Source organism: Pseudomonas sp. D3-27 (genome assembly GCF_051132165.1).
Lineage (GTDB): Bacteria > Pseudomonadota > Gammaproteobacteria > Pseudomonadales > Pseudomonadaceae > Aquipseudomonas.
The window spans coordinates 3,723,352-3,747,243 of the sequence record NZ_CP071667.1; the positions used below are offsets into that span (position 1 = coordinate 3,723,352).

The window sequence follows — 23,892 nt, forward strand, 5'->3', positions numbered from 1 at the left end:
ACGGCTTTTAGGGCTGCTTCGCAGCCCAGCGGGGATAAATCCCCTCGCCACGATTAATCTTCCACCGATCTCAAAAACGAAGAAGGGCGCCATTCGGCGCCCTTCTTCAATTGCGATGGATCAATTCTCCAGCGCGGGTTTTTGCTGCGCACCGTTGATCGGGATGCGCTTGGCTTTCGCCTCTTCCGGTACCACGCGCAACAGGTCGATGCTCAACAGACCGTTGCTCAGGCCGGCGGCCTTGATCTCGATATGATCCGCCAACCGGAAGGACAGCTTGAACGCCCGCTGGGCGATGCCTTGGTGCAGGTAGGTCACGCTGTCGTTGCTGGCCTCGCGCTTGCCGCCGCTGATGGTCAGCACACCTTTTTCCACTTGCAGGTCCAGGTCTTCTTCCCGGAACCCGGCAGCGGCGACTACGATGCGGTATTCGTCATCGCCGTGTTTTTCCACGTTGTAAGGTGGATAACTGCTGCCCGGTTCGTTGCGCAGTGCGGTTTCGAACAGGTCGTTGAAACGGTCGAAGCCCACCGAGGAACGGAACAGAGGGGCCAGCGAAAATGCAGTACTCATGATTCAAATCTCCTGAAAGTTCAGCAAGGTTTTTTGTCTCCGCGACCCGAATTCGGCATCGCGTACCCCCTATCTAGGGTCCGCCAAAAACTTTTCAAGAGCTTTTCCTGAGATTTTTTTCAGGCCGCTTCGGTGCGCTGCACACCCAATAAATGGCCCACCGCATCCAGTTCCGTTTCCCGCCGTAGCGCGCCGAACAACTCCACGGCTTCGGGGTAATTGCGGGTCAGCATGGCCAGCCATTGCTTCAAGCGACCCGGCGCCTGGCGAGGGGTCAATTGCTCCACTACCTGTACCCAGAAATCCTGGAGCATCGGTTGCAGGTCGGCCCAAGACATCTCGATAACCTCTTCACCCGCCCGGGCGGCGGCGATCTGCCGCGCCAGGTCGGGACGGGAGACCAGTCCACGGCCGAGCATTATGTCTTCGACACCGCTGATTTCCCGGCACCGACGCCAGTCATCGACGCACCAGATATCGCCGTTGGCGAACACCGGCACCTTGACCACTTCCTGGACGCGGGGAATCCACTCCCAGTGGGCCGGTGGCTTATAGCCGTCGACCTTGGTCCGCGCATGCACGACGATGTGCGCCGCGCCGCCCTCGGCCAGCGCCGTGGCGCAGACCAGCGCGCCGTCCGGGCTGTCGAAACCCAGGCGCATCTTCGCCGTAACCGGAATGTGCTTGGGCACCGCACGACGGACATGTTCCACGATTTCGTTGAGCAGCTCTGGCTCCTTGAGCAACACCGCCCCGCCCCGTGACTTGTTCACTGTCTTGGCCGGGCACCCGAAATTCAAATCGATCACCTCGGAGCCCAGCTCGCAGGCCAGCGCCGCGTTTTCCGCCAGGCATACCGGGTCGGAACCGAGCAACTGCACACGCAGGGGCACACCCGCCGCTGTTTGGGCACCGGTCAACAGTTCAGGGGCAAGCTTATGGAAATAGGCCGGCGTGAGCAGACGGTCGTTGACGCGAATGAACTCGGTGACGCACCAATCGATGCCGCCAACACGGGTCAGGACGTCCCGCAGGATGTTGTCGACCAACCCCTCCATGGGCGCCAAGGCAATTTGCATGGGAAACACACTCAACGAAAAAACGTGCAGCAGTTTAGCGGATTTCCTTCACAAAATCGGAATCCACCACGAATCACTGTGGGAGCGAGCCTGCTCGCGATGGCGGTGTATCAGCTTGGGAAGATGCTGGATGTGCCGCCGCCATCGCGAGCAGGCTCGCTCCCACACCGACTCCAAGGCGCCCACAAAACCGGAATCCACCACCAAACCCTGTGGGAGCGAGCCTGCTCGCGATGGCGGTGGGTCAGTCTATAAAGAGGTCAGATGAATTCAGCGCCACGCCATAACCTTCGATGAACTCCGGCGGCATGCGCTTGGGCCGGCCGGTAGACAGTTCGATGCAAACGAAAGTGGTCTGGGCCCGCAGCAATGTGGTGTTATCACTGGGACGGACCAGCTGGAAATGCCGGGTCATTTTCAGGCGCTGGTCCCAGTCGACGATCCAGGTCGCCAACTGCAATTCGTCGCCCTCGTAGGCGGCCGCCAGATAATCGATTTCATGCCGCACCACCGCCATGGCCCGATCCAGTCGCCGGTATTCCACCAGATCCAGGCCCAGGCGCTGGGAATGCCGCCACGCGCAACGCTCCAGCCAGGTGACGTACACCGCGTTGTTGGCGTGGCCTAGCCCATCGATATCTTCTGGATTGACCTGAAGATCAATAATGAACGGCGTTGCCCGATCCCAGCCCATGCCCCTCTCCCGGTCGAATTTGGATCGGGGCAGTGTAACGGAAGCTCAAGCCGATTGCCGCGCTTGCAAGCTGCGCCCCGCCAGCAGTGATAACACGCCATCAATGACACGGGGATCGGCCAGGACTCGCTGGTGTCCACCCTCGGACAACCGCAGCAAGCGACTGTCGAACCAGGCTTCATGGATCAGTTGCGATTCCCTGACCGAAACCGACGTATCGTCCTCGGCATGGACAATCAACCCTGGAATATCCAGCTGGTATTGCGCAACATCCATCTTCGAAGCCTGCATGCCCACATCCTGCTCCACCTGGCGAATGAACGCCGAGCGGGCCCTGGCGGGCATTCCCGTCATCCGGGCGAACCCACGCAGCACGCCGAGGATCCGCGCAGGCGCGGCGATGCTGACCAGCGTCTCGGTCCGCAAGCCCAACTGGACCGCCAGCATGGCACTGGCGCCACCCATGGAGTGACCGATCACCGCTTGCAGCGGTGGCAACTCAGCTGCGGCTTCGAGCATCGCCCGGGCAAACAACAGGACGTTGGCTTCGTGGCCCGGCGAGCGACCATGGGCCGGTCCGTCCAGCGCCACCACGGTATAACCGGCATCCACCAGCGCGGTTATCAAGGCCGCGAACTGCGTCGGCCGTCCTTCCCAGCCATGCATCAGCAGGACCGCCGGGCCTTTGCCCCAGCGCAAGGCAGACAGGCCGAAGCGCAAGGTGATGCGCTCGGACGAGGCAAGCAATGGCAACTCCCAGGCCCTCGGTGGCAGGTTGCGTGGACTCATGAAGACCCTGCGCATTTTCTTCGCCACCAGGCGCGGTGCTATCCAACCAAGGGTGCCATTGACGCCACGAATCCAGCTCAACCTGTCCATGCTCATCTCCAGGGCTTGCGCCTTAGCTCAGCGCACCGCCGACTTGGCGGCGCGCAGCAAACGATCCGATAACTCACCCGGGCCCAATGCCCGTGCCAGCGCCAGGCCGCCGACCATCAAGGCAATGTCAGCCAGGGCTTTGTCCGCGTCTTCGGGGCTGGCGGCCAATTGCGCGACCATCAGCTCGATATGCTCATTGAGCACCTCACGAAATGCATCCGGCAGCCGCCCGAGCTCGCCGACCGATGCCGGAATCGGACACGCCTGCTCGGTTGAATCGCGGTGCTTGCGCGACAAGTAGAAGGCCGCGACCAAGGCGCGCCGTTCTTCACCCGTCAGCTCGGCATCCATGTCAGCGATCAAGCCACGGCGGCGGTTCAGCAACTGCTTGAACGCCTCCAGCATCAAGGCGTCCTTGCTTTCGAAATGAGCGTAGAAACCACCCACCGTCAGCCCGGCCGCCCCCATCACCTCGCCCACGCTCGGCTCGGCCGGCCCGCGCTGGATCAGCGCATCGCTGGCGGCCTTGAGAATGCGTTCGCGGGTCTGTGCTTTTTTATCGCTCATCGTTGCCTCCGAATATTACGATTGAAATATTATTCTCATAATAAATTTTCGCAAGCGAAATGTTGACCGCCGGTCAGAAGTATTTTCAGGAGAATAGGAAATTGGCTGAACGCCAGGCAAACAAAAGGGCCATTCAAGAATTGAATGACCCTTATAAAATCCCGCAGAGCGGGTAATCGTGGCGTCCCCTAGGGGACTCGAACCCCTGTTACCGCCGTGAAAGGGCGGTGTCCTAGGCCACTAGACGAAGGGGACACAAACCTTCTTACTTGATCAGCGCTGAGAACTGATCTATTCAAGGCCGGAGTGGCCAGACCTTGAACCTGAGATTGGTGGAGCTAGACGGGATCGAACCGTCGACCTCTTGCATGCCATGCAAGCGCTCTCCCAGCTGAGCTATAGCCCCGGATTTTTCGCCTCGCGGCGGAGCGACATCTTGCAACATCGCTTCTGTAAAACTGGCGTCCCCTAGGGGACTCGAACCCCTGTTACCGCCGTGAAAGGGCGGTGTCCTAGGCCACTAGACGAAGGGGACGCAAACCCTTCTATACAACTGATCAACGCTGAGAGTTGATCGCTTCAAGACCGGTGTGGCCAGGCCTTGAAGTGTAAATTGGTGGAGCTAGACGGGATCGAACCGTCGACCTCTTGCATGCCATGCAAGCGCTCTCCCAGCTGAGCTATAGCCCCTCATCGCTGAGGACGGGGCGAATCTTAAGGGCGTATCGGAGGGCTGTCAAATTTATTTTCAAAGAATTTGAAAATTTTTTGCCGGGATAACAATCACTTACCGACAAACCCCGGAAAACCGGGGCACGCCCTCCTCCATCAGCCGCTTAAGCGATCGCGCCCAGCAGCTTTTCCCACTCCTTGTTCTCCTTCTTGGACACGCCACCGAGCAGATCGATGGCCTGGCGCAGGCGGAAACGGGTCAGGTCCGGCCCGAGGATTTCCATGGCATCGAGCACCGACACCGAGCTCGCCTGGCCAGTAATGGCGGCAAACATCAGCGGCATCGCGTCGCGCAGTTTCAACTCCAGGGATTCGACCACTGCCTGAATCGTCGCGGTGATGCTGTCCTTTTCCCACTGGCGCAGGCTTTCGAGCTTCCAGAGGATCAATTGCATCAACTGCCGCACCTGGTCGCCCGAAAGCTTCTTGGATTCGAACAGCTTCGCATCGGGGGTCACGCCACCGGCAAAGAAGAACCCGGCCAATGGCGCGATCTGGCTGAACGTCTCGACCCTGCCCTGCACGTGCGGGGCAATCTTCATCATGTATTCAGGGTTGAACGCCCACTTCTGCACGCGCGCGGCGAACTCTTCCACGGGCAGGTCGCGCAGCCATTGGCCGTTGAGCCAGGACAATTTCTCGACGTCGAAGATCGGCCCGCCCAGGGAAACACGCGAAAGGTCGAAGTGTTCGACCATTTCCTGCAGCGAGAACTTCTCGCGCTCGTCGGGCATCGACCAGCCCATGCGCCCCAGGTAGTTGAGCATCGCCTCGGGCATGAAGCCCATGCGCTCGTAGAAGGTCACCGAGGTCGGGTTCTTGCGCTTGGACAGCTTGCTCTTGTCCGGATTGCGTAGCAGCGGCATGTAGCACAACTGCGGTTGCTCCCAGCCGAAGTACTCGTAAAGCAGGATCAGTTTCGGCGCCGACGGCAGCCACTCCTCACCGCGCAGGACGTGGGTGATGCCCATCAGGTGGTCGTCGACCACGTTGGCCAGGAAGTACGTCGGCAGGCCGTCGGTCTTCATCAGCACTTGCATGTCCATGCGGTCCCATGGGATCTCGACATCGCCACGCAGCATGTCCGGCACCACGCAGACGCCCTCGGTCGGCACCTTCATGCGGATCACATGGGGCTCGCCAGCGGCCAGGCGACGGGCGACTTCTTCCTTGGACAGCAGCAGCGCGCGACCGTCATAGCGCGGGGTTTCGCCACGGGCGATCTGCTCGGCGCGCATCTGGTCGAGCTCTTCGGCGGTGCAGAAACAAGGGAATGCGTGCCCCATGTCCACCAGTTGCTGACAGTACTGCTTGTAGATCTCGCCGCGCTCGCTCTGGCGATACGGGCCATGCGGGCCGCCAACATCCGGGCCTTCGCTCCAGTCGATGCCGAGCCAGCGAAGGGCGTCGAAAATCTGCTGTTCCGACTCGCGGGTCGAGCGCAACTGATCGGTGTCCTCGATCCGCAGGATGAACTCACCACCGTGCTGCTTGGCAAAGCAATAGTTGAACAAGGCGATGTAAGCGGTGCCGACATGGGGATCGCCAGTGGGCGAAGGCGCGATGCGGGTACGGACGGTGGTCATGGCATGTCTCGGAAAGAAGATAAAAGCGAAGATCAAACAGGGGGTGAATGGTAACAGGCGATGGTGGGCAGGCTCCAGTGAGAGGCCGATTTGAGTAAAGCCTGCCAGACCGAGTCGCCCTCATCGCGAGCAGGCTCGCTCCCACAGGAAACCGAGTTGTCTGGACTGGATGCGGTCCACTGTGGGAGCGAGCCTGCTCCGGGCGGCGTTCCGACGATGAGGCCTTCGAAGCCACTGCAAGAGTCAGACAGTCAGCAACCGCTCGCGCAACTTGCCTATCTCATCGCGCAACTGCGCCGCGGCCTCGAACTCCAGGTCACGGGCCAGTTGGTACATCTTCTCTTCCAATTGCCGGATACGCTTGGTGATTTCGCTCGGCGAGCGCAGTTCGGCTTCGTAGCGGGCGCTTTCCTCGGCGGCTTTGGCCATGCCCTTGCGTTTCTTGCTGCGCGAGCCAGGCACCGTGGCGCCTTCCATGATATCGGCGACGTCCTTGTACACGCCTTTAGGCGTAATGCCATTGGCCAGGTTGAAGGCGATCTGCTTGTCGCGGCGGCGCTCGGTCTCGCCGATAGCCCGCTCCATGGACCCGGTGATGCGATCGGCATACAAAATCGCGCGGCCGTTGAGGTTTCGCGCCGCGCGACCGATGGTCTGGATCAACGAGCGCTCGGAGCGCAGGAAACCTTCCTTGTCAGCGTCGAGGATCGCCACCAGCGACACCTCCGGCATGTCCAGGCCCTCGCGCAGCAGGTTGATGCCCACCAACACGTCGAAAGTGCCCAGGCGCAGGTCGCGGATGATCTCGACCCGCTCCACCGTGTCGATGTCCGAGTGCAGGTAACGCACCCGCACGCCATGGTCGGCCAGGTAATCGGTGAGGTCTTCGGCCATGCGTTTGGTGAGCGTGGTGACCAGCACCCGCTCTTCCAAGGCCACGCGTTTCGTGATTTCCGACAGCAAATCATCGACCTGGGTCAGTGCCGGGCGCACCTCGACCTGCGGGTCCACCAGCCCCGTCGGCCGCACTACTTGCTCGACCACGCGACCGGCATGCTCGGCCTCGTAATTGCCAGGAGTGGCCGAGACGAAAATCGTCTGCGGGCTGACGCTTTCCCATTCGTCGAAACGCATCGGCCGGTTATCCAGTGCCGAGGGCAGGCGGAAACCATATTCCACCAGGGTTTCCTTGCGCGAACGGTCGCCTTTGTACATGGCGCCAACTTGCGGCACGCTGACGTGGGACTCGTCGATCACCAGCAGGGCGTCAGGCGGCAGGTAGTCGTACAAAGTGGGCGGCGGCGCGCCCGCCGGACGGCCCGAGAGGTAGCGCGAGTAGTTCTCGATGCCGTTGCAGTAACCCAATTCCAGGATCATTTCCAGGTCGAAGCGGGTCCGCTGCTCCAGGCGTTGGGCCTCCACCAGCTTGTTGTTCGAACGCAGGTATTCCAGGCGTTCTTGCAGCTCGGCCTTGATCCCCTCGATGGCGCCCAGCAAGGTTTCCCGTGGCGTTACGTAGTGGCTCTTGGGATAGAAGGTGAAGCGCGGCATCTTGCGGATCACTTCGCCGGTCAGCGGATCGAAGGCCGAGATGCTCTCCACTTCGTCGTCGAACAGCTCGATGCGGATCGCTTCCAGGTCCGACTCTGCCGGGTAGATGTCGATCACATCACCCCGCACCCGGAACGTCGCCCGGGCAAAATCCATGTCGTTGCGGGTGTACTGCAAATCCGCCAGGCGCCGGAGCAAGGCGCGCTGGTCGAGCTTATCGCCCCGATCCACGTGCAGCACCATCTTCAAGTACGTTTCCGGGCTGCCCAAGCCATAGATGCACGACACCGTGGTGACGATGATCGCGTCCTTGCGCTCGAGCAACGCCTTGGTCGCCGACAGCCGCATCTGCTCGATGTGGTCGTTGATCGAGGCGTCCTTTTCGATGAAGGTGTCCGACGACGGCACATACGCTTCGGGCTGGTAGTAGTCGTAGTAGGAAACGAAGTATTCCACCGCGTTGTTCGGAAAAAATGCCTTGAACTCGCCGTACAACTGCGCCGCCAGCGTCTTGTTCGGCGCCAGCACCAGCGTCGGGCGCTGCACCTGGGCGATCACGTTGGCGATGCTGAAAGTCTTGCCCGAGCCGGTCACACCCAGCAACGTCTGGTGCGCCAGCCCGGCCTCGATGCCTTCGACCATCAGGCGGATGGCTTCCGGCTGATCGCCGGCGGGCTGGAAGCGGGTGACTAGCTGGAATTCAGACATAACATAACCCCTGGGTTCACTCCTGTCGGCCAGCCGACGGGAACGAGGAAGACCGAATTGACTGACGTCGGCCGATGAAAAAGCTGGAATTCACACAATGTGGAGGTGAATGCCTTCGCTTTCAAGACGAGCGTCCTACACGCCTTGCAGACTTTGACGCGGCGAAGGGACTAACGGTCGAAAAAAAACGAAAATACTTACGGTAAAGACCGATTAGCCTGTCGCCCTGCCCGGTGATGGCCTCTATACTAGCTCCCCGTTTGTGCACCGCTCTAGTGCATCCGGCTGGAGCGCGACACGTCCCCTCACTCTCCATTCAGAGCCGCGCACTAATGAGCCTGTTTTCCGCTGTCGAATTGGCACCACGCGACCCCATCCTGGGCCTCAACGAAGCTTTCAACGCCGACACCCGTACCAACAAGGTCAACCTGGGCGTAGGTGTTTACTGCAACGAGGAAGGGCGCATTCCATTGCTGCGCGCCGTGGTTGAAGCCGAGACAATTCGCGTGGCTCAGCACGTGTCCCGTGGCTACCTGCCGATCGACGGCATCGCCGCCTATGACCAGGCGGTCCAGACCCTGCTGTTCGGCAAGGACTCCCCGCTGATCGCTTCGGGCCGCGTCATCACCACCCAGGCCGTGGGCGGCACTGGCGCACTGAAGATCGGCGCCGACTTCCTCAAGCAACTGCTGCCAGACGCGGTCGTGGCCATTAGCGACCCAAGCTGGGAAAACCACCGCGCCCTGTTCGAAACCGCCGGTTTCCCAGTACAGAACTATCGCTACTACGACGCCGCCACCCACGACGTGAACCGCAGCGGCCTGCTGGAAGACCTCAACGCCCTGCCCGACCGCTCGATCGTTGTGCTGCACGCCTGCTGCCACAACCCGACCGGCGTGGACCTGAGCCCCGAAGACTGGAAAAACGTGCTGGCCGTGGTCAAGGCCAAGAACCACGTGCCGTTCCTGGACATGGCCTACCAGGGCTTTGGCAAGGGTATTGATGAAGACGCCGCGGCGGTGCGCCTGTTCGCCGAGTCGGGCCTGACCTTCTTCGCCTCCAGTTCGTTCTCCAAGTCGTTCTCGCTGTATGGCGAGCGCGTCGGCGCCTTGTCGATCGTCAGCGAGTCGAAGGAAGAAAGTGCCCGCGTCCTGTCCCAGGTCAAGCGCGTGATCCGCACCAACTACTCCAACCCGCCAACCCACGGCGCCAGCATCGTCGCCGCCGTGCTCAACAGCCCTGAGTTGCGGGCCCAGTGGGAAGAAGAACTGGCCGAGATGCGCCTGCGCATCCGCGGCATGCGCGACCAGATGGTGGACATACTGGCCAAGGCCGCGCCGCACCACGACTTCAGCTTCGTCGCACGCCAGAGCGGGATGTTCTCCTACTCCGGCCTGACCGTTGAACAAGTGACGCGCCTGCGCAACGAGTTCGGCATCTATGCCCTGGACACCGGCCGCATCTGCGTGGCCGCGCTGAACCAGAACAACATCGATGCGGTAACCAAGGCCATCGTCCAGGTGATCTGACACCCCGGCGCTGGATGAAAAGCGGGAAGCCATCGAGCTTCCCGTTTTTTTTGGGTGTCCCCTGTGGCCAGGGATTTATCCCCTCGCCACAGTGGTCAGCGTCCGGCCGGTAATGTGTGGAGCAGTAACATTTGCTACCTGAACACCTCAACCAGGAAAATCCCGCCCAATCATCAACCCAAGCTTGACTTCTCTTTTCCAATCAGTAACATACGCGTCATTCCGCGATAGCTCAGTTGGTAGAGCAAGTGACTGTTAATCACTGGGTCCCTGGTTCGAGTCCAGGTCGTGGAGCCAGACAGCAAAAATCAAAGCCCTTGAATCGAAAGATTCAGGGGCTTTTTTATGGGCGCCTTTCGGCGGTCAGAGCCCGCTGATGGCCGTAGAGCGCCTGTCTGAGGTCGCTACCAGAACAATAATTTGGCGCCAATGCGGCATCATGGTCTGAATCCTGCTTTGTTTTTCCCAATCCCAAGCTGTCACCTGAGCGTCATGGCCGTGCCGCAAACTGTCCCGGTCCGCCATTGCAGCTTCATAACAACAAGGACGAAGCCATGCCAACACAAAACCCTCACCGCATCGTGGGACTGTGCACCTCGAGCAAGGTGTACAACGCACTGACCGAGCTCAAGCACCTGGAAGGCCACCGCAGCGCCAAGTTCCTCTCGCTGCTCGCGGAGAGCCTGGTCCGCAAGGGCCTGCTCAACGAGCAGGAAGTGGTGCACATGCTGGACCTGGTGGTCGATTGAGCGGCATCGATTCCTACTATTGAAGCCGTTGATTTTTCCCCATCCTTCATGAGACGTAAGGTAGCCCCATCGATTGATGGAGGTTTCCCATGCCCAAGGTTCAAATCATGTCTGTCATTGGCAGCGCCGTCCCCGCCCCGCTCAGGGAACGAGGCCTGCTGGCTTGCTGGTATCTGGTGCAGGACGGCGTGACCATCAGCGGTCCGCTGACTTCACTGCCCGCTGCCCAGGCCATGTCGCAACGCATCGGTCCCTATCTGCTGCGCGCCTAAGGCAATTGCACCCGAGGCGTATTTTCGACGAACAACGCCCAGCACGAAAGGAACAGCGCCGCGATCAACGGGCCGATGACGAAGCCGTTCAGGCCAAACACCGCCAGCCCGCCCAGTGTCGAGACCAGGACCATGTAGTCGGGCATCTTGGTGTCCTTGCCCACCAGGATCGGCCGCAGGAAGTTATCCACCAGGCCGATCACGAATACACCGAACAGGGTCAGCACGACGCCCTGCCAGATCGCCCCCGACAGCAGGAAATACACCGCCACCGGCGCCCAGACGATGCCCGCTCCCACGGCTGGCAGCAGCGACAGGAACGCCATCAGCACCGCCCAGGGCAGCACTGTCGGAATGCCAAGCACCCAAAAGATCAAGCCGCCCAGTGCGCCCTGGGTAATCGCTACCAACAGGTTGCCTTTCACCGTCGCCCGCACCACCCGGTTGAATTTCAACTGCAGGCGGCGCTTCTGGTGCTCCGCCAATGGCACGGCAAAGCGAACCTTGCGCACCAGTTCCGGACCGTCGCGCAGGAAAAAGAACAGAAGGTAGAGCATCACGAAAAAGCTCACCAGGAATTGGAACGTCCCCTGGCCGAAACTGAACGCCTGGGTGGCGAAGAATTCGCTGCCCTGCATCGCGCTCTTGACGATCTTGTCCCGCAACCCGCTCAGGTTGCCCAGGCCAAAACGGTCCAGCAGGTGCTGGAAGTACGGGGGCAATGCTTCCTTGAAGCGGGCCAGGTAATCGGCAACGTCCAGCTCGCCACTTTCCAGGCTCTTGTAGAGTGCCGCGCCTTCCTGGACCAGCAAGGTGCTGATGACGATGACCGGCAAGACAGCGATCAGCATGCAACTGGTCAGGGTCAGCAGCGTCGTGAGGTTGCGCGGCCAGTTGAGTTTCAATTGCAGCCGCCGCTGCAGCGGCGCGAAGACGATGCCCAGGATGACGGCCCAGAACACCGCTCCGTAGAACGGCAGCAGGATCCAGACGAAGGCGATGCTGACCAGGATCAGCAGCAACATCTGCGATTTGTTTTGGAGGTTCTTGCGGTTCATTTGCTTTCCATGTCCTTGGCAGATACACATTAGTCCGCCAGGACTCGCCGGAGTGCCGTCGCGTCTGCTGCGCGCCATGAACACAAATCAATACCGCCTGGCCGGACGTGGCCTACCCCGCCGCTTTTCGACCCGAGATTGCGGTGGATGTGCCGTTCGGCGTGTTGATACAGGGTGCGCGAGCCATAGCCCAGGCACTGATCCGGCAATGCAGGCGGCGAAGAACAACTGTGGGAGCGCGCTTGCTCGCTCCCACAGGATGACCGACAGAAACTGCCGAAGGCTGCGATCCTCCGCTTCCGATAGGGCCTGGCAAGCCAGGCGGCACATCTGGATCGAAAGCGAAAGATCGCAGCCTTCGGCAGCTCCTGCTGCCCGAATCAGATCCGGAACTGCCCCACCAGCTTGCCCAGGCGCTGGCCCAGGTCGGCCAGGCTGCGGGAGGTCTGGGCGCCGAGTTGGGTTTCGTCGGCAACGCTGTCCACGGCCACGGCGATCTGGTGAACGCTGCGGTTGATTTCTTCGGCTACCGCGGTCTGTTCTTCGGCGGCACTGGCGATCTGGGCGTTCATCGAGTTGATGGTGCCGATCAGCTGCGCCATGGTGTCCAGTGAAGCGCCGGCCTCATTGGCCCGTTCCGACGTGCCGTCGCCGGCCTCACTGGAACGGCGCATCGCTTCCACCGCCGCATGGGTGCCGGACTGCAACCGGTCGATCATCCCTTGAATTTCCTGGGTGCTTTGCTGGGTCCGGCTGGCCAGGGCACGGACTTCATCGGCGACCACCGCGAAACCGCGTCCCGCTTCGCCGGCCCGCGCGGCCTCGATGGCGGCGTTAAGGGCCAGCAGGTTTGTCTGCTCGGCGATCGAACGAATCACTCCCAGGACACTGACGATCGAGGCCACGTCCTGTTGCAGACTGTCCAAGGACACGCCGCTGCTGCGGATATCGTTCACCAACGCATGGATCTGCTGGATACTGCCGGCCACCACGCGCTTGGCCGACTGGCCTTCTTCGTCGGTCTGCTGGGCCGCGACGGCGGCGCCCTGGGCACTGCGGGCGACTTCCTGGGCGGCGGAGGACATCTCGTTGATCGCGGTGGCGACCTGGTCGGTTTCGTGGCGCTGGCGTTCCATGGCCTGCTCTGAACGCTGGGCTTGCTCGGAGACTTGCGTCACCAGCCCGGTCAGCTGCGAGGTCATGTCGGTGATCTGCCGCACCAGGCCGTGGATCTTGTCGACGAAACGGTTGAACGAACCGGCCAGTTGGCCCAGTTCATCCTGGCTGGTAATCGCCAGGCGTCGGGTCAGGTCGCCCTCTCCCGCCGCGATGTCGTCGAGGTTGTCCTTCATCAGGTGCAACGGACGCAGGATGGTGTTGGCGAGCACCAGGCCCACCACCGCGATCACCAGCAACACCACGGCGGCAATCCCGACGATGCTGAGGATCACGCCTTGCAGCCGATCGTGGACCTTGGCTTCCACCAACGCCACCTGACCTTCGATGCCATCCAGATTCACCGAGCTGCCCACCGCCAGGTCCCACTTGGACAAGTATTCGGTGTAGCCGAGCTTCGGCACCAGGTCTTTGCTGCCCGGCAGCGGCGAGCTGTATTCGAGGTAATGCGTGCCGTCCTTGGCGACTTTCACCAGGTCACGGTTGACGTAGACACCGTTCGGATCGCGGTTGTCCTTGAAACTCTTGCCCACACCATCAGGGCTGTTGGCCTTGAACAGACGAATGGTCTCGGAGTCGTAGCCGAAGAAATAGCCGTCCTTGCCGTAGCTGATATTGGACAGCAACTTGATCGCCTGGGCACGCGCCTCGTTATCGCCGGGCGCGGCGGCATCGTAGAGCGGCTTGATGGCCGTCAGCCCGACCGCGACATAATTCTGTAGGGTGGCCTTGGCCTCGCTGAGCAGGCGCTCGCGGGTTTGCTGGACTTCTTTGCTGGCCTGTTCCTTCAAGATGAACGCAGTGGTCAGGCTGATGATCACGGCGGACAGCAATACCGGCAGTATTGCCAGGGACAGGACTTTAGCCTTCAAGCTCAGGCGCATGCTGTTCACTCTTGTAGGTTTTATGGTGTGGTTAGCTGGGTTAACGGCAGCCCACGGCAAAACTGTAGGACAAGGTGAACAGTCAGTTGGCAGGGTCGCTGAATTCAAGGGCCCCATCGCGAGCAAGCTCGCTTCCACAGGAAAATGCGATCCAATGTGGGAGCGAGCCTGCTCGCGATGAACGCAACGCGGTCTTGGCCTACAACACCATCGCCGCCACCCAACCAAACACCAGCAACGGCAGGTTGTAATGGATGAAGGTCGGAACCACGGTGTCCCAGATGTGGTGATGCTGGCCGTCGATGTTCAGGCCGGAGGTCGGGCCCAGCGTCGAGTCCGAGGCAGGCGAGCCGGCATCGCCCAAGGCGCCGGCGGTGCCGACGATGCAGACGATCGCCAGCGGGCTGAAACCCAGTTGCAGGCACAGCGGCACAAAGATAGTCGCCAGGATCGGCACCGTGGAGAACGACGAGCCGATGCCCATGGTCACCAACAATCCCACCAGCAACATCAGCAATGCGCCGACGCCCTTGTTGTGGCCGATCCAGGCCGCCGAGGTTTCAACCAGGCTCTGGACTTCACCGGTGGCTTTCATCACCTCGGCGAACCCCGACGCGGCGATCATGATGAAGCCGATCATCGCCATCATCTTCATGCCTTCGGTGAACAGGTCATCGGTCTCGCGCCAACGCACCACACCCGAGACAGAAAAGATCAGGAAGCCGGCCAGGGCGCCGATGATCATCGAGTCGAGCAGCAGCTGGATGGCAAAGGCCGCCGCGATCGCCAACCCCGCCACCAACAGGCTGAGCGGGTTATAGCGCACCGCCACCTGCTCGGCGCGAGCGATTTTCTTCAGGTCATAGACGCGTTTCTTGCGATAGGTGATAAACGACAGCGCCAGGCCAAACACCATGCCCAGCGCCGGGATGCCCATGGCGTGGGTGATGTTGATGCCGCTGACGTCCACGCCACTTCTCGCGACGTTGGCCAACAGGATTTCGTTAAGGAAAATATTGCCGAAGCCCACCGGCAGGAACATATAGGGCGTGATCAGGCCGAAGGTCATGACGCAGGCGATCAACCGGCGGTCCATCTGCAACTTGGTCAGTACATATAAAAGTGGCGGCACCAGCAGCGGGATGAAGGCGATGTGGATCGGCAGGATATTCTGTGAAGCGACCGCGACGGTACCCAGCAGGCCGATCAGCACCCACTTGACGCCCGTGCCGCCGGCGGCGTCCTGGCGGTCGACCATGGCCAGGGCTTTGTCGGCCAAGGCGTGAGCCATGCCGGACTTGGCGATCGCCACGGCGAAAGCACCCAGCAATGCGTAGGACAACGCCACCGTAGCGCCGCCGCCCAGGCCTGCATTGAACGCCTTGAGCGTCGCCTCGATCCCCAGGCCGCCCGTCAGGCCGCCCACCAATGCGCCGACGATCAGCGCGATCACCACATGCACGCGGGACAGGCTGAGCACCAGCATGACGCCAACCGCCGCAATTACTGCATTTATCATCGTTACCTCAAAGCACAGCGATGGAAAGCCACCGGACAAAAAGGTCGCGACTTTGCAGGAAGCGGCGGCAAGCTGCAAGGGTCATGCGGCGGGTTTCGCATTCACTGCCGATCCAGTGTGGGAGCGAGCTTGCTCGCGATGGCGGTGGGTCAGTTGATATTCATTTGGCTGAACTGACGCTATCGCGAGCAAGCTCGCTCCCCCAGGGCTCAGCGGCACCATTAGCGTGTTTCAGCGCTTGGGCAAGTCGATCACGACCTTCAAGCCGCCCCACTCGCTGTCACCCAGCGCCAGCGTCCCGCCCCAGGTGTCGACGATGTCGCGCACGATGCCCAGCCCCAGGCCGTGGCCGTCGGTTTGCTCATCCAACCGCGTGCCTCGGCTGAATACCTGGTCGCGGCGCTCCGCGGGGATGCCCGGCCCATCGTCTTCCACCACCAGGCTGAAGCCCTCGACCGTCTCGCTCACGCTCAGGCGCACTTCGGCGTCGGCCCATTTGCACGCGTTGTCCAGCAGGTTGCCCAGCAGTTCCAGCAGGTCTTCACGATCCCAAGGCAGGTGCAAGCCGGGCGGCCCGACGTAGGCCAGATGCAGATGCTCGCCATGGATCATGTTCAGCGTCGCCAGCAATCCCGGCAGTTCGGCGTCGCAGTCCAGGTGCGCCCCGGGCAACGCATCACCGGACAACCGGGCGCGATTGAGTTCGCGGTTCAAGCGCTGGCGAACCTGCTCCAGTTGTTCGAGCAGCAACTTGCGCAGTTCCGGATAAGGGTCGAGCTTTTCGTTCGACGCCAGGCTTTGCAGCACCGCCAGCGGGGTCTTCAAGGCATGGCCCAGGTTGCCCAGGGCGTTGCGTGAGCGCTTGAGGCTGTCTTCGGTGTGGGCCAGCAGATGGTTGATCTGCGCCACCAGTGGCTCCAGCTCCCTGGGCACTTGCTCATCGAGCTGCGAGCGCTGCCCGCGTTGCAACTGGGCAATCTGCTCCCGAGCCTTTTCCAACGGACGCAACGCGCGATGTACCGTGAGGCGCTGGAGTAACAGGATCAGCAGCAACCCGGCCAGGCCGAGCCCCAAGCCGACCTGCTGCATCCTCAGGAAGCTGTCGCGCACGGGCGTGTAGTCCTGGGCCACGCTGATGGAAATTGCCTGGCCCAAGCGCCGATAGTCGGTGCGCAGTACCAGCAGCCTCTGGCCTTCGGGGCCCAGTTGCAGATTGCTGTGCAGGCCCGGATGGTCGAGCCGGGGCAGTTCCTGGTCCCACAGGGAGCGGGAGCGCCAATGCTCGTTGGCGAAATCGATGCGGAAATAGTGCCCGGAAAACGGCCGCAGATACGCCGGTGACAAGCGCCGCTCGTCCAACTGCAAACCTTGCGGGCCACGGACCAAAGCTACCAACAGGTTCTCGCTGTCGTTACGCAGCCCCGCTTCCAGATAACGCTGCAAGCCTAGTTCGAACAGCCACAGGCTGGTCTGCGCCAGGACGAGGCCGACCACGACCATCACACCGATCAGCCCAAGGCTCAGGCGCCGTTGGATGGATCTCACTGCGTCTGCCCGCCGAACAGGTATCCCTGGCCGCGACGGGTTTCGATCACGCTGCGCCCCAGCTTGCGCCGCAAGTGGTTGACATGGACTTCCAGCACATTGGAATCGCGCTCGGTTTCTCCGTCATACAGGTGCTCGGCGAGATGACTCTTGGAGAGGATTTGCTCGGGGTGCAACATGAAATAGCGCAACAAGCGGAACTCGGCGGCGGTCAGCTGGATCTCCGCTCCGTCACGAATCACGCACTGGCGCCCTTCATCCAGGTGCAACCCGGCCGCCTGGAGCGTCGGTTGATTGGCCTGGCCGTGGGAACGACGCAGCAGCGCCTGGATGCGCAAGTGCAGTTCTTCGGGGTGAAAGGGCTTGGTCAGGTAATCATCGGCCCCGGCCTTGAGCCCTTCGATGCGCTCGGCCCAGGAGCCGCGGGCGGTGAGGATCAACACCGGCGTGGCCAGGCCACCGGCTCGCCATTGCGTCAGCACCTCAAGCCCAGGAACGCCCGGCAGGCCCAGGTCCAGAATGATCAGGTCGTAGGGCTCGCTGCTGCCCTGGTAGATCGCATCACGACCATCGGCCAGCCAATCCACCGCATAACCCTGCCGCGCAAGCCCGGCCATCAGCTCATCGGCCAGGGGAACGTGGTCTTCCACCAGGAGCAGGCGCATCAGTCTTCCTTATCTTTGAGTAAACGGCCGGTAGCGGCCTCCAGGTCCAGTTCGCGCACTACGCCGTCGGTATCCAGCAGCTCGACCTCATAAATATAGACGCCGTGCTTTTCCTCCAGCTCGGCCTCCAGCAACTTGGCGCCAGGATGGCGGTCCAGCGCTTGTTGGAGCAATTGCTCCAGCGGCAGGATCACGCCCTGTTGGCGCAGTTGCAGGGCCTCGTCCTGGTCCAGGTCCCGGGCCATGGCGAGTGAACAGAACGCCAGCAGCGCCAGCGCCCAGCGGCTGCGGGCGCGTAAACTAAGCTTCATTACGTATCCTGATGATTCTTGAGCACCTTGCCGCTGACGGCGTCGAGTTCCAGTTCCCATTCGATGCCATCCGCATCGCGCAGGTCCACCTTGTAACGGTACTTGCCGTATTCATCTTCCAGCTCTGAATCAATCACGGTGCCGTCAGGGTGTTCGGCCAGGGCCGCTTCGTTGAGCTTGTCAAAAGGCAGGATGGTACCAGCGTCCACCAGCTTTTTGATCTCATGGCGATGGAGATCTCGTGCTTGAGCCAGGCCAGCGCCAAAGGCCATGAGCGTCACGAGAATAAAGGCAGTCAGGCGGTTCACGGATTATCTCCTTCTTATAATCTTCACCGGGAAACTTTATCGGGATGAACTTAACTGAAACTGAATTGCCATCATTGGACACACATCAATTGAGAGCGAGCTTGCTGGCAACAGCGGTTTTTGCGTTGCCATCGATGCAACTGGGCTGACGCTATCGTGAGCAAGCTCGTTCCTACGGGGTTTTGTGTCGTTATAATTCATCGCTTGCCAGTATCAGAGACCGGTATGACCGCCATCCATATCAAATTCCCAGCCCTCACCGTCAAGGCCGGCTCCCGCGCCTTCAAGCGTATCCGCGAGGCGGGCCTCAAGGCCGCCGATGTTGGCATCCTGCCGGGTGCCGCCGGTGGCCCGAAAGCCTTGGGCATCCAGGGATTGGACCTGGCCCTGTTCGGCGAATGGCTCCCCGCCGCGCCGCGAGAGCGGTCGCTGATCGGCGCTTCGGTTGGCTCCTGGCGCTTTGCCAGCGCCTGTCTGCCGAACGCCGCCGAGGGTATCCGGCGCCTGGGCACTTTGTATAACGAACAGAGCTTCGCCAAAGGCGTGACCATGGCCGGCGTCAGCCAAAGCTCCCAGCGCATGCTCGACGACCTGCTGGAAGGCCGGGACCTGACGATCCTCGACAACCCGCTCTACCGGCTCAATATCATGGTGGTCAAGAGCCACGGCTTGCTGGCACTGGACCACCGTGGCCGGCTGGGCCTGGGCTTGTCGTCGGTGATTGCCGACAACTTGCGGGGCCGCGCACGCTTGTCGCGGCATTTTGAGCGGCTGATCGTACACGATCCTCGGTTGGCGCCTCCGCTGAATCCGCTGACAGACTTCCCGTCGCGCTTCGTGCCGCTGGCCGCCGATAACCTGCGCCAGGCGTTGCTGGCGTCGGGCTCGATCCCGATGGTAATGGAAGGCGTGCGCGACCTCCCCGGCGCCGGCGCCGGCACCTACCGCGACGGCGGTCTGTTGGACTATCACCTAGACCTGCCCTACAGCGGCGAGGACATAGTCCTCTATCCACACTTCACCGATCGGGTCATTCCCGGCTGGTTCGACAAGGGCCTGCCATGGCGCAGGGGCAACGCCGAACGCCTCCAGAACGTGCTGTTGCTCGCGCCATCGCGCGAATACCTGGCTCGCCTGCCCTACGGCAAACTGCCGGATCGCAACGACTTCAAGCGCTTCATGGGCGATGACCCGAGCCGCCGTAAATACTGGCGCACGGCGATGGACGAAAGCCGCCGGCTCGGCGATGAGTTCCTTGAACTGACGGCCAACGGTGGATGGGGCGAGCGTTTGCTGACCCTTTAGTCAGCATGCTCGCGCATCACACGGATCAACCTGATAAACTCCGCCGCCTGCCTCGCGACCGCTACCTTAAAGAGCCTGAACCTGTGGAAATCTTCAAAGAATTCACCTTCGAATCCGCCCACCGCCTGCCCCACGTACCCGAAGGCCACAAGTGCGGCCGTCTTCACGGTCACTCGTTCAAGGTGGCTATCCACCTCAGCGGTGACATCGACCCGCACACGGGATGGATTCGCGACTTCTCGGAAATCAAGGCGATCTTCAAGCCGCTCTACGAGCGCCTGGACCACAACTACCTCAACGACATTCCTGGCCTGGAAAACCCGACCAGCGAAGTCCTGGCCAAGTGGATCTGGAATGAGTTGAAGCCGCTGCTGCCGGAACTCAGCGCCATTCGCATCCACGAGACCTGCACCAGCGGCTGCATCTATCACGGAGAGTAACCAAACCTGCTGTGGCGAGGGAGCTGCAGCTTTTGTGTCTATGCTCTCTGGCTTAAACATGCCAAGAGGATACGATCATGACCCATTGGCCGCTGGATCAGGTCTACCAGTTCAACGGACACCCCGTCCGCTACGCCATCCACGGCGACGGCCCGCCGCTGGTGTTTGTCCACGGCACGCCCTTTTCTTCCCATGTGTGGCACCGCATCGCCCCGCTCTTCTTCGCCACGCACAAAGTGCATTACTTCGACCTGCTGGGTTATGGCCAATCTGCGCAACCGGACGCCGACGTGTCCCTGGGCGTGCAGAACACACTGCTTGCCCAATTGCTGGAACACTGGAACCTGGAGCGTCCAGACGTAGTGGCCCATGACTTTGGCGGCGCCACCGCGCTGCGTACACATCTGCTCGATGGCAAGGATTACCGAAGCCTGACCCTGATCGACCCGGTGGCCCTGTCGCCCTGGGGTTCGCCTTTCGTCCAGCATGTGCGCCAGCATGAAGCGGCGTTCAGCGGCCTGCCCGATTACATCCAGCGCGCTATCGTGCCGACCTATGTCCGCGGCGCGATGAAACGAGACATCTGCGACGCAGAACTGGCGCCCTACGTGAAGCCGTGGCTTGGCGATCCGGGCCAGGCGGCCTTCTACCGGCAGATTGCGCAGATGGACGAGCGCTACACCCGTGAGGTCGAAGGGCTGTACCCCAGCGTACGCTGCCCGACCCAGATATTGTGGGGTGAAGATGACCAGTGGATCCCCATCGAGCGTGGCCGCGCGCTGCACAAGATGATTCCGGGGGCGCTGTTTCAGGCCGTGCCGAACGCTGGACATCTGGTTCAGGAGGATGCGCCGGAAGCCATCGTCGCGGCGGTGTTGCGGTTCTTAGGGCCGCTTTCCCCTACCTGAAATCTTTACGGTGTGGGAGCGAGCTTGCTCGCGATAGCGATTCGTCAGTTGATGGGAATGTGGCTGACCTGACGCTATCGCGAGCAAGCTCGCTCCCACACGGCCCCTCCGTGTTCCAACGTGAACCATCCCTGCACCACTTTTGTTCCTCGAAACCCACCCAACCCAACGGGATTGTCTATAAATAACCGGCGATCGCTCGCTTGGCACGGCCGCTGCACGCTTGCGCTTTTTCTCTCTCCGCAAGGACCCGCCACATGACCCAGAACGATCCCGGTAATGACTACCCCTTGAGTGAAGTCCCGATGAGCGCACGCAAGGGCCTGGCTTCGACGGCCATGGTGCTGCTGGGCTTTACGTTTTTCACCGCCACCATGTTTGCCGGTGGCAAGCTGGGCGTGGCGTTCGGTTTCGCGGACATGCTCGGCGTCATCGTCATCGGCAATCTGTTGCTGGGCCTTTATGCCGCGGGCCTGGGTTACATCGCGTTCAAGAGCGGGCTCAATTCAGTGTTGATGGGCCGCCTCTGTTTTGGCGAAGTAGGCAGCAAGCTCAGCGATCTGATCCTGGGCTTTACCCAGATCGGTTGGTACGCCTGGGGCACGGCCACCGCTGCGGTGGTGCTGGGCAAGTACTTCGAGTTGGGCCAGGGCACGGTGCTGGGGCTGATGGTGCTGTTCGGCCTGGGATTCTGCGCCACGGCTTATATCGGCTATCGCGGGCTGGAGATCCTGTCGTACATCGCCGTACCGGCCATGCTGTTGTTGCTGATGCTCTCGATGTGGGTCGCGACGCAGAAGGTCGGCGGCCTCGATGGCCTGCTGGCGGTTGTGCCAACGGGTAATCTGGATTGGTCTACGGCAATCACCCTGGTTTTCGGCACGTTCGTCAGCGGCGCCACGCAGGCGACCAACTGGACACGTTTTTCCCGCTCGGCGAAGGTCGCGGTGCTGGCGAGCCTGATCGGCTTTTTCCTGGGCAATGGCCTGATGGTGTTGATCGGCGCATACGGTGCCATCGTCTACCAGCAGCCCGACGTCGTCGAAGTCCTGTTGTTGCAGGGCTTCGCCATGGCCGCGATGGCAATGCTGCTGCTCAATATCTGGAGCACCCAGGACAACACCATCTACAACTTCGCCGTGGCCGGTTGCAACCTGCTGCGCACTCGCCGACGCAGGGCGGTCACGCTGGTCGGCGCCGCGATCGGCACCCTGTTGGCGTTGCTGGGCATGTACGATTTGCTGGTGCCTTACCTGATCCTGCTCGGCACCGTGATTCCACCGATTGGCGGGGTCATCATGGCCGACTTCTTCTTCCGCTGGCGTGGGCGCTATCCTCGCTTGGCGCAGGCGCAACTGCCTGCGTTCAATTGGCCTGGGCTGGGTGCCTATGCCGTCGGCACCGTTGCGGCGTTCAATTCGCCATGGATCGCACCGCTGGTAGGAATCGCCACCGGCGCGCTAACGTATGTGCTATTGATCGGCGTAACAGGCACTCGCACCGCTGACGCGCCCCTACAAGACCTCTAAAGGATTCGCCTGATGCACATCATCAACGCCCGCCTGCGCAACCGCGAAGGCTTGCATGAATTGCACCTGGAAAACGGCCTGATCGCCAGCATCGCCCGCCAGACCGAAGCCCCCAGCCTGGGCCCCGAAGACATTGATGCCGGAGGCAACCTGGTGGTGCCGCCTTTCGTCGAGCCGCACATACACCTGGACGCCACACTGACCGCCGGTGAACCGCGCTGGAACATGAGCGGCACGCTGTTCGAGGGCATCGAATGCTGGGGCGAACGCAAGGCCACCATCACCCAAGAAGACACCAAGACCCGCGCCAAGAAGACTCTCCAGGCCCTGGCCGCCCATGGCATCCAACACGTGCGCACCCACGTCGACGTGACCGATCCGGCGCTCACGGCGCTCAAGGCAATGCTCGAAGTGCGCGAGGAAAGCCGCCATCTGGTCGACATGCAAATCGTCGCGTTCCCCCAGGAGGGCATCGAGTCCTACCGCAACGGCCGCGAGCTGATGGAAGAAGCGATCCGCATGGGCGCCGACGTGGTGGGGGGCATTCCGCATTTCGAATACACCCGCGACCAGGGTGTCAGTTCGGTGAAGTTCCTGATGGACCTGGCCGAGCGCACCGGCTGCCTGGTGGACGTGCATTGTGATGAAACCGACGACCCACACTCGCGCTTCCTCGAAGTGCTCGCCGAAGAAGCGCGCAGTCGCGACATGGGCGCGCGGGTGACCGCCAGCCATACCACGGCGATGGGCTCCTACGATAACGCCTACTGCGCCAAGCTGTTCCGCCTGCTCGGCCACTCTGGAATCAGCTTCGTATCGTGCCCGACCGAAAGCATCCATTTGCAAGGACGCTTCGACAACTTCCCCAAGCGTCGCGGCGTCACCCGGGTCAATGAACTGCTCGAAGCCGGAATGAATGTGTGTTTCGGCCAGGATTCGATCGTCGATCCATGGTACCCGCTGGGCAATGGCAACATCTTGCGCGTGCTCGAAGCCGGGCTACACATCTGCCATATGCTCGGCTATCGCAACCTGCAAAGCGCCCTGGACCTGGTCACCGACAACAGTGCCAAGGCCATGGCCCTGGGCGAGCGCTACGGGCTGGAGCCTGGGCGTCCGGCGAACCTGCTGGTCCTTTCGGCCGACAGCGATTACGAAGTGATCCGCAGCCAGGGCCTGCCGCTTTACTCGATTCGCAAAGGCGAAGTGCTGATGAAGCGGCAGATGCCGGTGGTAGAGTTCGGGCCGCAGTTGACCTGAAATCCCCTATACCTGTGGAAGCGAGCCTGCTCGCGATAGGGGTCTGTCAGTTGATATCTATGTGA

22 protein-coding genes, 5 tRNA genes and 1 pseudogene are annotated in these 23,892 nt (G+C 61.4%); 9 read left to right on the plus strand and 19 right to left on the minus strand.

Features of this window, described 5'->3' with window-relative positions; all coding sequences use genetic code 11:
- Window positions 1-120: 120 nt before the first annotated feature.
- The 11 genes from J3P92_RS16880 to uvrB form a co-directional block, all read right to left on the minus strand.
- Window positions 121-573: an Hsp20 family protein gene (locus J3P92_RS16880; RefSeq protein WP_420765681.1), complete on the minus strand. Its 453-nt coding sequence runs from the start codon at window positions 571-573 to the stop codon at window positions 121-123.
- Between the two features lie 119 nt (window positions 574-692).
- A complete protein-coding gene (locus J3P92_RS16885) occupies window positions 693-1,652 on the minus strand; it encodes a tRNA dihydrouridine synthase (RefSeq protein ID WP_420765680.1) in 960 nt (319 codons plus the stop codon).
- A gap of 244 nt (window positions 1,653-1,896) precedes the next feature.
- Complete coding sequence (locus J3P92_RS16890; RefSeq protein WP_434606889.1) at window positions 1,897-2,346, minus strand: acyl-CoA thioesterase; 450 nt, start codon at window positions 2,344-2,346, stop codon at window positions 1,897-1,899.
- Between the two features lie 45 nt (window positions 2,347-2,391).
- Entirely contained in the window at window positions 2,392-3,225 is an 834-nt protein-coding gene (locus J3P92_RS16895; RefSeq protein WP_434648381.1) for an alpha/beta fold hydrolase, read from the minus strand.
- Window positions 3,226-3,252: 27 nt separating this feature from the next.
- The gene (locus tag J3P92_RS16900; RefSeq protein WP_039593946.1) at window positions 3,253-3,792 is read right to left on the minus strand and encodes a TetR/AcrR family transcriptional regulator; all 540 of its coding nucleotides are present in this window, start codon (window positions 3,790-3,792) and stop codon (window positions 3,253-3,255) included.
- A gap of 179 nt (window positions 3,793-3,971) precedes the next feature.
- Window positions 3,972-4,047 (minus strand) — tRNA-Glu (locus J3P92_RS16905).
- 75 nt (window positions 4,048-4,122) lie between these two features.
- Window positions 4,123-4,198, minus strand: a tRNA-Ala gene (locus J3P92_RS16910).
- Between the two features lie 53 nt (window positions 4,199-4,251).
- A tRNA-Glu gene (locus tag J3P92_RS16915) sits at window positions 4,252-4,327 on the minus strand.
- 79 nt (window positions 4,328-4,406) lie between these two features.
- A tRNA-Ala gene (locus tag J3P92_RS16920) sits at window positions 4,407-4,482 on the minus strand.
- Between the two features lie 146 nt (window positions 4,483-4,628).
- Window positions 4,629-6,110 (minus strand): glutamate--tRNA ligase, encoded by a 1,482-nt coding sequence (gltX, locus tag J3P92_RS16925; protein WP_039593947.1) that lies wholly within the window; start codon window positions 6,108-6,110, stop codon window positions 4,629-4,631.
- A 243-nt stretch (window positions 6,111-6,353) separates the two neighbouring features.
- Window positions 6,354-8,369, minus strand: a complete 2,016-nt coding sequence (uvrB, locus tag J3P92_RS16930; RefSeq protein WP_434648384.1) for an excinuclease ABC subunit UvrB — start codon at window positions 8,367-8,369, stop codon at window positions 6,354-6,356.
- Between the two features lie 332 nt (window positions 8,370-8,701).
- Here uvrB and J3P92_RS16935 point away from each other — a divergent pair, with 332 nt between their 5' ends.
- The 4 genes from J3P92_RS16935 to J3P92_RS16950 all read left to right on the plus strand — a co-directional run bounded on the left by J3P92_RS16935 (window position 8,702) and on the right by J3P92_RS16950 (window position 10,919).
- The gene (locus J3P92_RS16935; RefSeq protein ID WP_434648386.1) at window positions 8,702-9,898 is read left to right on the plus strand and encodes an amino acid aminotransferase; all 1,197 of its coding nucleotides are present in this window, start codon (window positions 8,702-8,704) and stop codon (window positions 9,896-9,898) included.
- Window positions 9,899-10,119: 221 nt separating this feature from the next.
- Window positions 10,120-10,195 (plus strand) — tRNA-Asn (locus J3P92_RS16940).
- A gap of 257 nt (window positions 10,196-10,452) precedes the next feature.
- Complete coding sequence (locus J3P92_RS16945; protein WP_420765674.1) at window positions 10,453-10,647, plus strand: hypothetical protein; 195 nt, start codon at window positions 10,453-10,455, stop codon at window positions 10,645-10,647.
- Window positions 10,648-10,736: 89 nt separating this feature from the next.
- Window positions 10,737-10,919: a hypothetical protein gene (locus J3P92_RS16950; RefSeq protein ID WP_434606899.1), complete on the plus strand. Its 183-nt coding sequence runs from the start codon at window positions 10,737-10,739 to the stop codon at window positions 10,917-10,919.
- Here the strand turns inward: J3P92_RS16950 and J3P92_RS16955 are convergent.
- From J3P92_RS16955 to J3P92_RS16990, 8 genes and pseudogenes are all read right to left on the minus strand, one after another.
- Window positions 10,916-11,977 carry an AI-2E family transporter gene (locus tag J3P92_RS16955; RefSeq protein ID WP_420765672.1) on the minus strand — a complete coding sequence of 354 codons (1,062 nt, stop codon included), beginning with the start codon at window positions 11,975-11,977 and terminating at the stop codon, window positions 10,916-10,918. The two genes, J3P92_RS16950 and J3P92_RS16955, sit on opposite strands and share 4 nt — an antisense overlap.
- A 380-nt stretch (window positions 11,978-12,357) precedes the next feature.
- Window positions 12,358-13,179, minus strand: coding sequence for a methyl-accepting chemotaxis protein (locus J3P92_RS16960; protein ID WP_371914218.1), 822 nt, complete (start codon window positions 13,177-13,179; stop codon window positions 12,358-12,360).
- An 84-nt stretch (window positions 13,180-13,263) separates the two neighbouring features.
- Window positions 13,264-14,154 (minus strand): annotated as a pseudogene (locus tag J3P92_RS16965) (cache domain-containing protein); the annotation flags it as partial.
- An 82-nt stretch (window positions 14,155-14,236) separates the two neighbouring features.
- A complete protein-coding gene (locus J3P92_RS16970; RefSeq protein WP_420765919.1) occupies window positions 14,237-15,553 on the minus strand; it encodes a Na+/H+ antiporter family protein in 1,317 nt (438 codons plus the stop codon).
- A 234-nt stretch (window positions 15,554-15,787) separates the two neighbouring features.
- Window positions 15,788-17,101, minus strand: coding sequence for an ATP-binding protein (locus J3P92_RS16975; protein WP_420765671.1), 1,314 nt, complete (start codon window positions 17,099-17,101; stop codon window positions 15,788-15,790).
- A complete protein-coding gene (locus tag J3P92_RS16980; RefSeq protein WP_434559831.1) occupies window positions 17,098-17,766 on the minus strand; it encodes a response regulator transcription factor in 669 nt (222 codons plus the stop codon). Before J3P92_RS16980 ends, J3P92_RS16975 begins: the two co-directional genes overlap by 4 nt.
- Window positions 17,766-18,077, minus strand: a complete 312-nt coding sequence (locus J3P92_RS16985; protein ID WP_420765669.1) for a PepSY domain-containing protein — start codon at window positions 18,075-18,077, stop codon at window positions 17,766-17,768. Before J3P92_RS16985 ends, J3P92_RS16980 begins: the two co-directional genes overlap by 1 nt.
- Entirely contained in the window at window positions 18,077-18,385 is a 309-nt protein-coding gene (locus J3P92_RS16990; protein ID WP_434559833.1) for a PepSY domain-containing protein, read from the minus strand. Before J3P92_RS16990 ends, J3P92_RS16985 begins: the two co-directional genes overlap by 1 nt.
- Before the next feature lie 225 nt (window positions 18,386-18,610).
- Here J3P92_RS16990 and J3P92_RS16995 point away from each other — a divergent pair, with 225 nt between their 5' ends.
- The 5 genes from J3P92_RS16995 (at window position 18,611) to codA (ending at window position 23,827) form a co-directional block, all read left to right on the plus strand.
- Entirely contained in the window at window positions 18,611-19,690 is a 1,080-nt protein-coding gene (locus J3P92_RS16995; RefSeq protein WP_434648388.1) for a patatin-like phospholipase family protein, read from the plus strand.
- 83 nt (window positions 19,691-19,773) lie between these two features.
- The gene (gene queD / locus J3P92_RS17000; protein ID WP_025212792.1) at window positions 19,774-20,130 is read left to right on the plus strand and encodes a 6-carboxytetrahydropterin synthase QueD; all 357 of its coding nucleotides are present in this window, start codon (window positions 19,774-19,776) and stop codon (window positions 20,128-20,130) included.
- A 77-nt stretch (window positions 20,131-20,207) separates the two neighbouring features.
- On the plus strand, window positions 20,208-21,038 hold the full coding sequence (locus J3P92_RS17005; protein WP_434648391.1) for an alpha/beta fold hydrolase: 831 nt from the start codon (window positions 20,208-20,210) through the stop codon (window positions 21,036-21,038).
- 257 nt (window positions 21,039-21,295) lie between these two features.
- On the plus strand, window positions 21,296-22,567 hold the full coding sequence (gene codB, locus J3P92_RS17010; protein WP_420765665.1) for a cytosine permease: 1,272 nt from the start codon (window positions 21,296-21,298) through the stop codon (window positions 22,565-22,567).
- Window positions 22,568-22,579: 12 nt separating this feature from the next.
- On the plus strand, window positions 22,580-23,827 hold the full coding sequence (gene codA / locus J3P92_RS17015; protein WP_434559839.1) for a cytosine deaminase: 1,248 nt from the start codon (window positions 22,580-22,582) through the stop codon (window positions 23,825-23,827).
- Window positions 23,828-23,892: the final 65 nt, after the last annotated feature.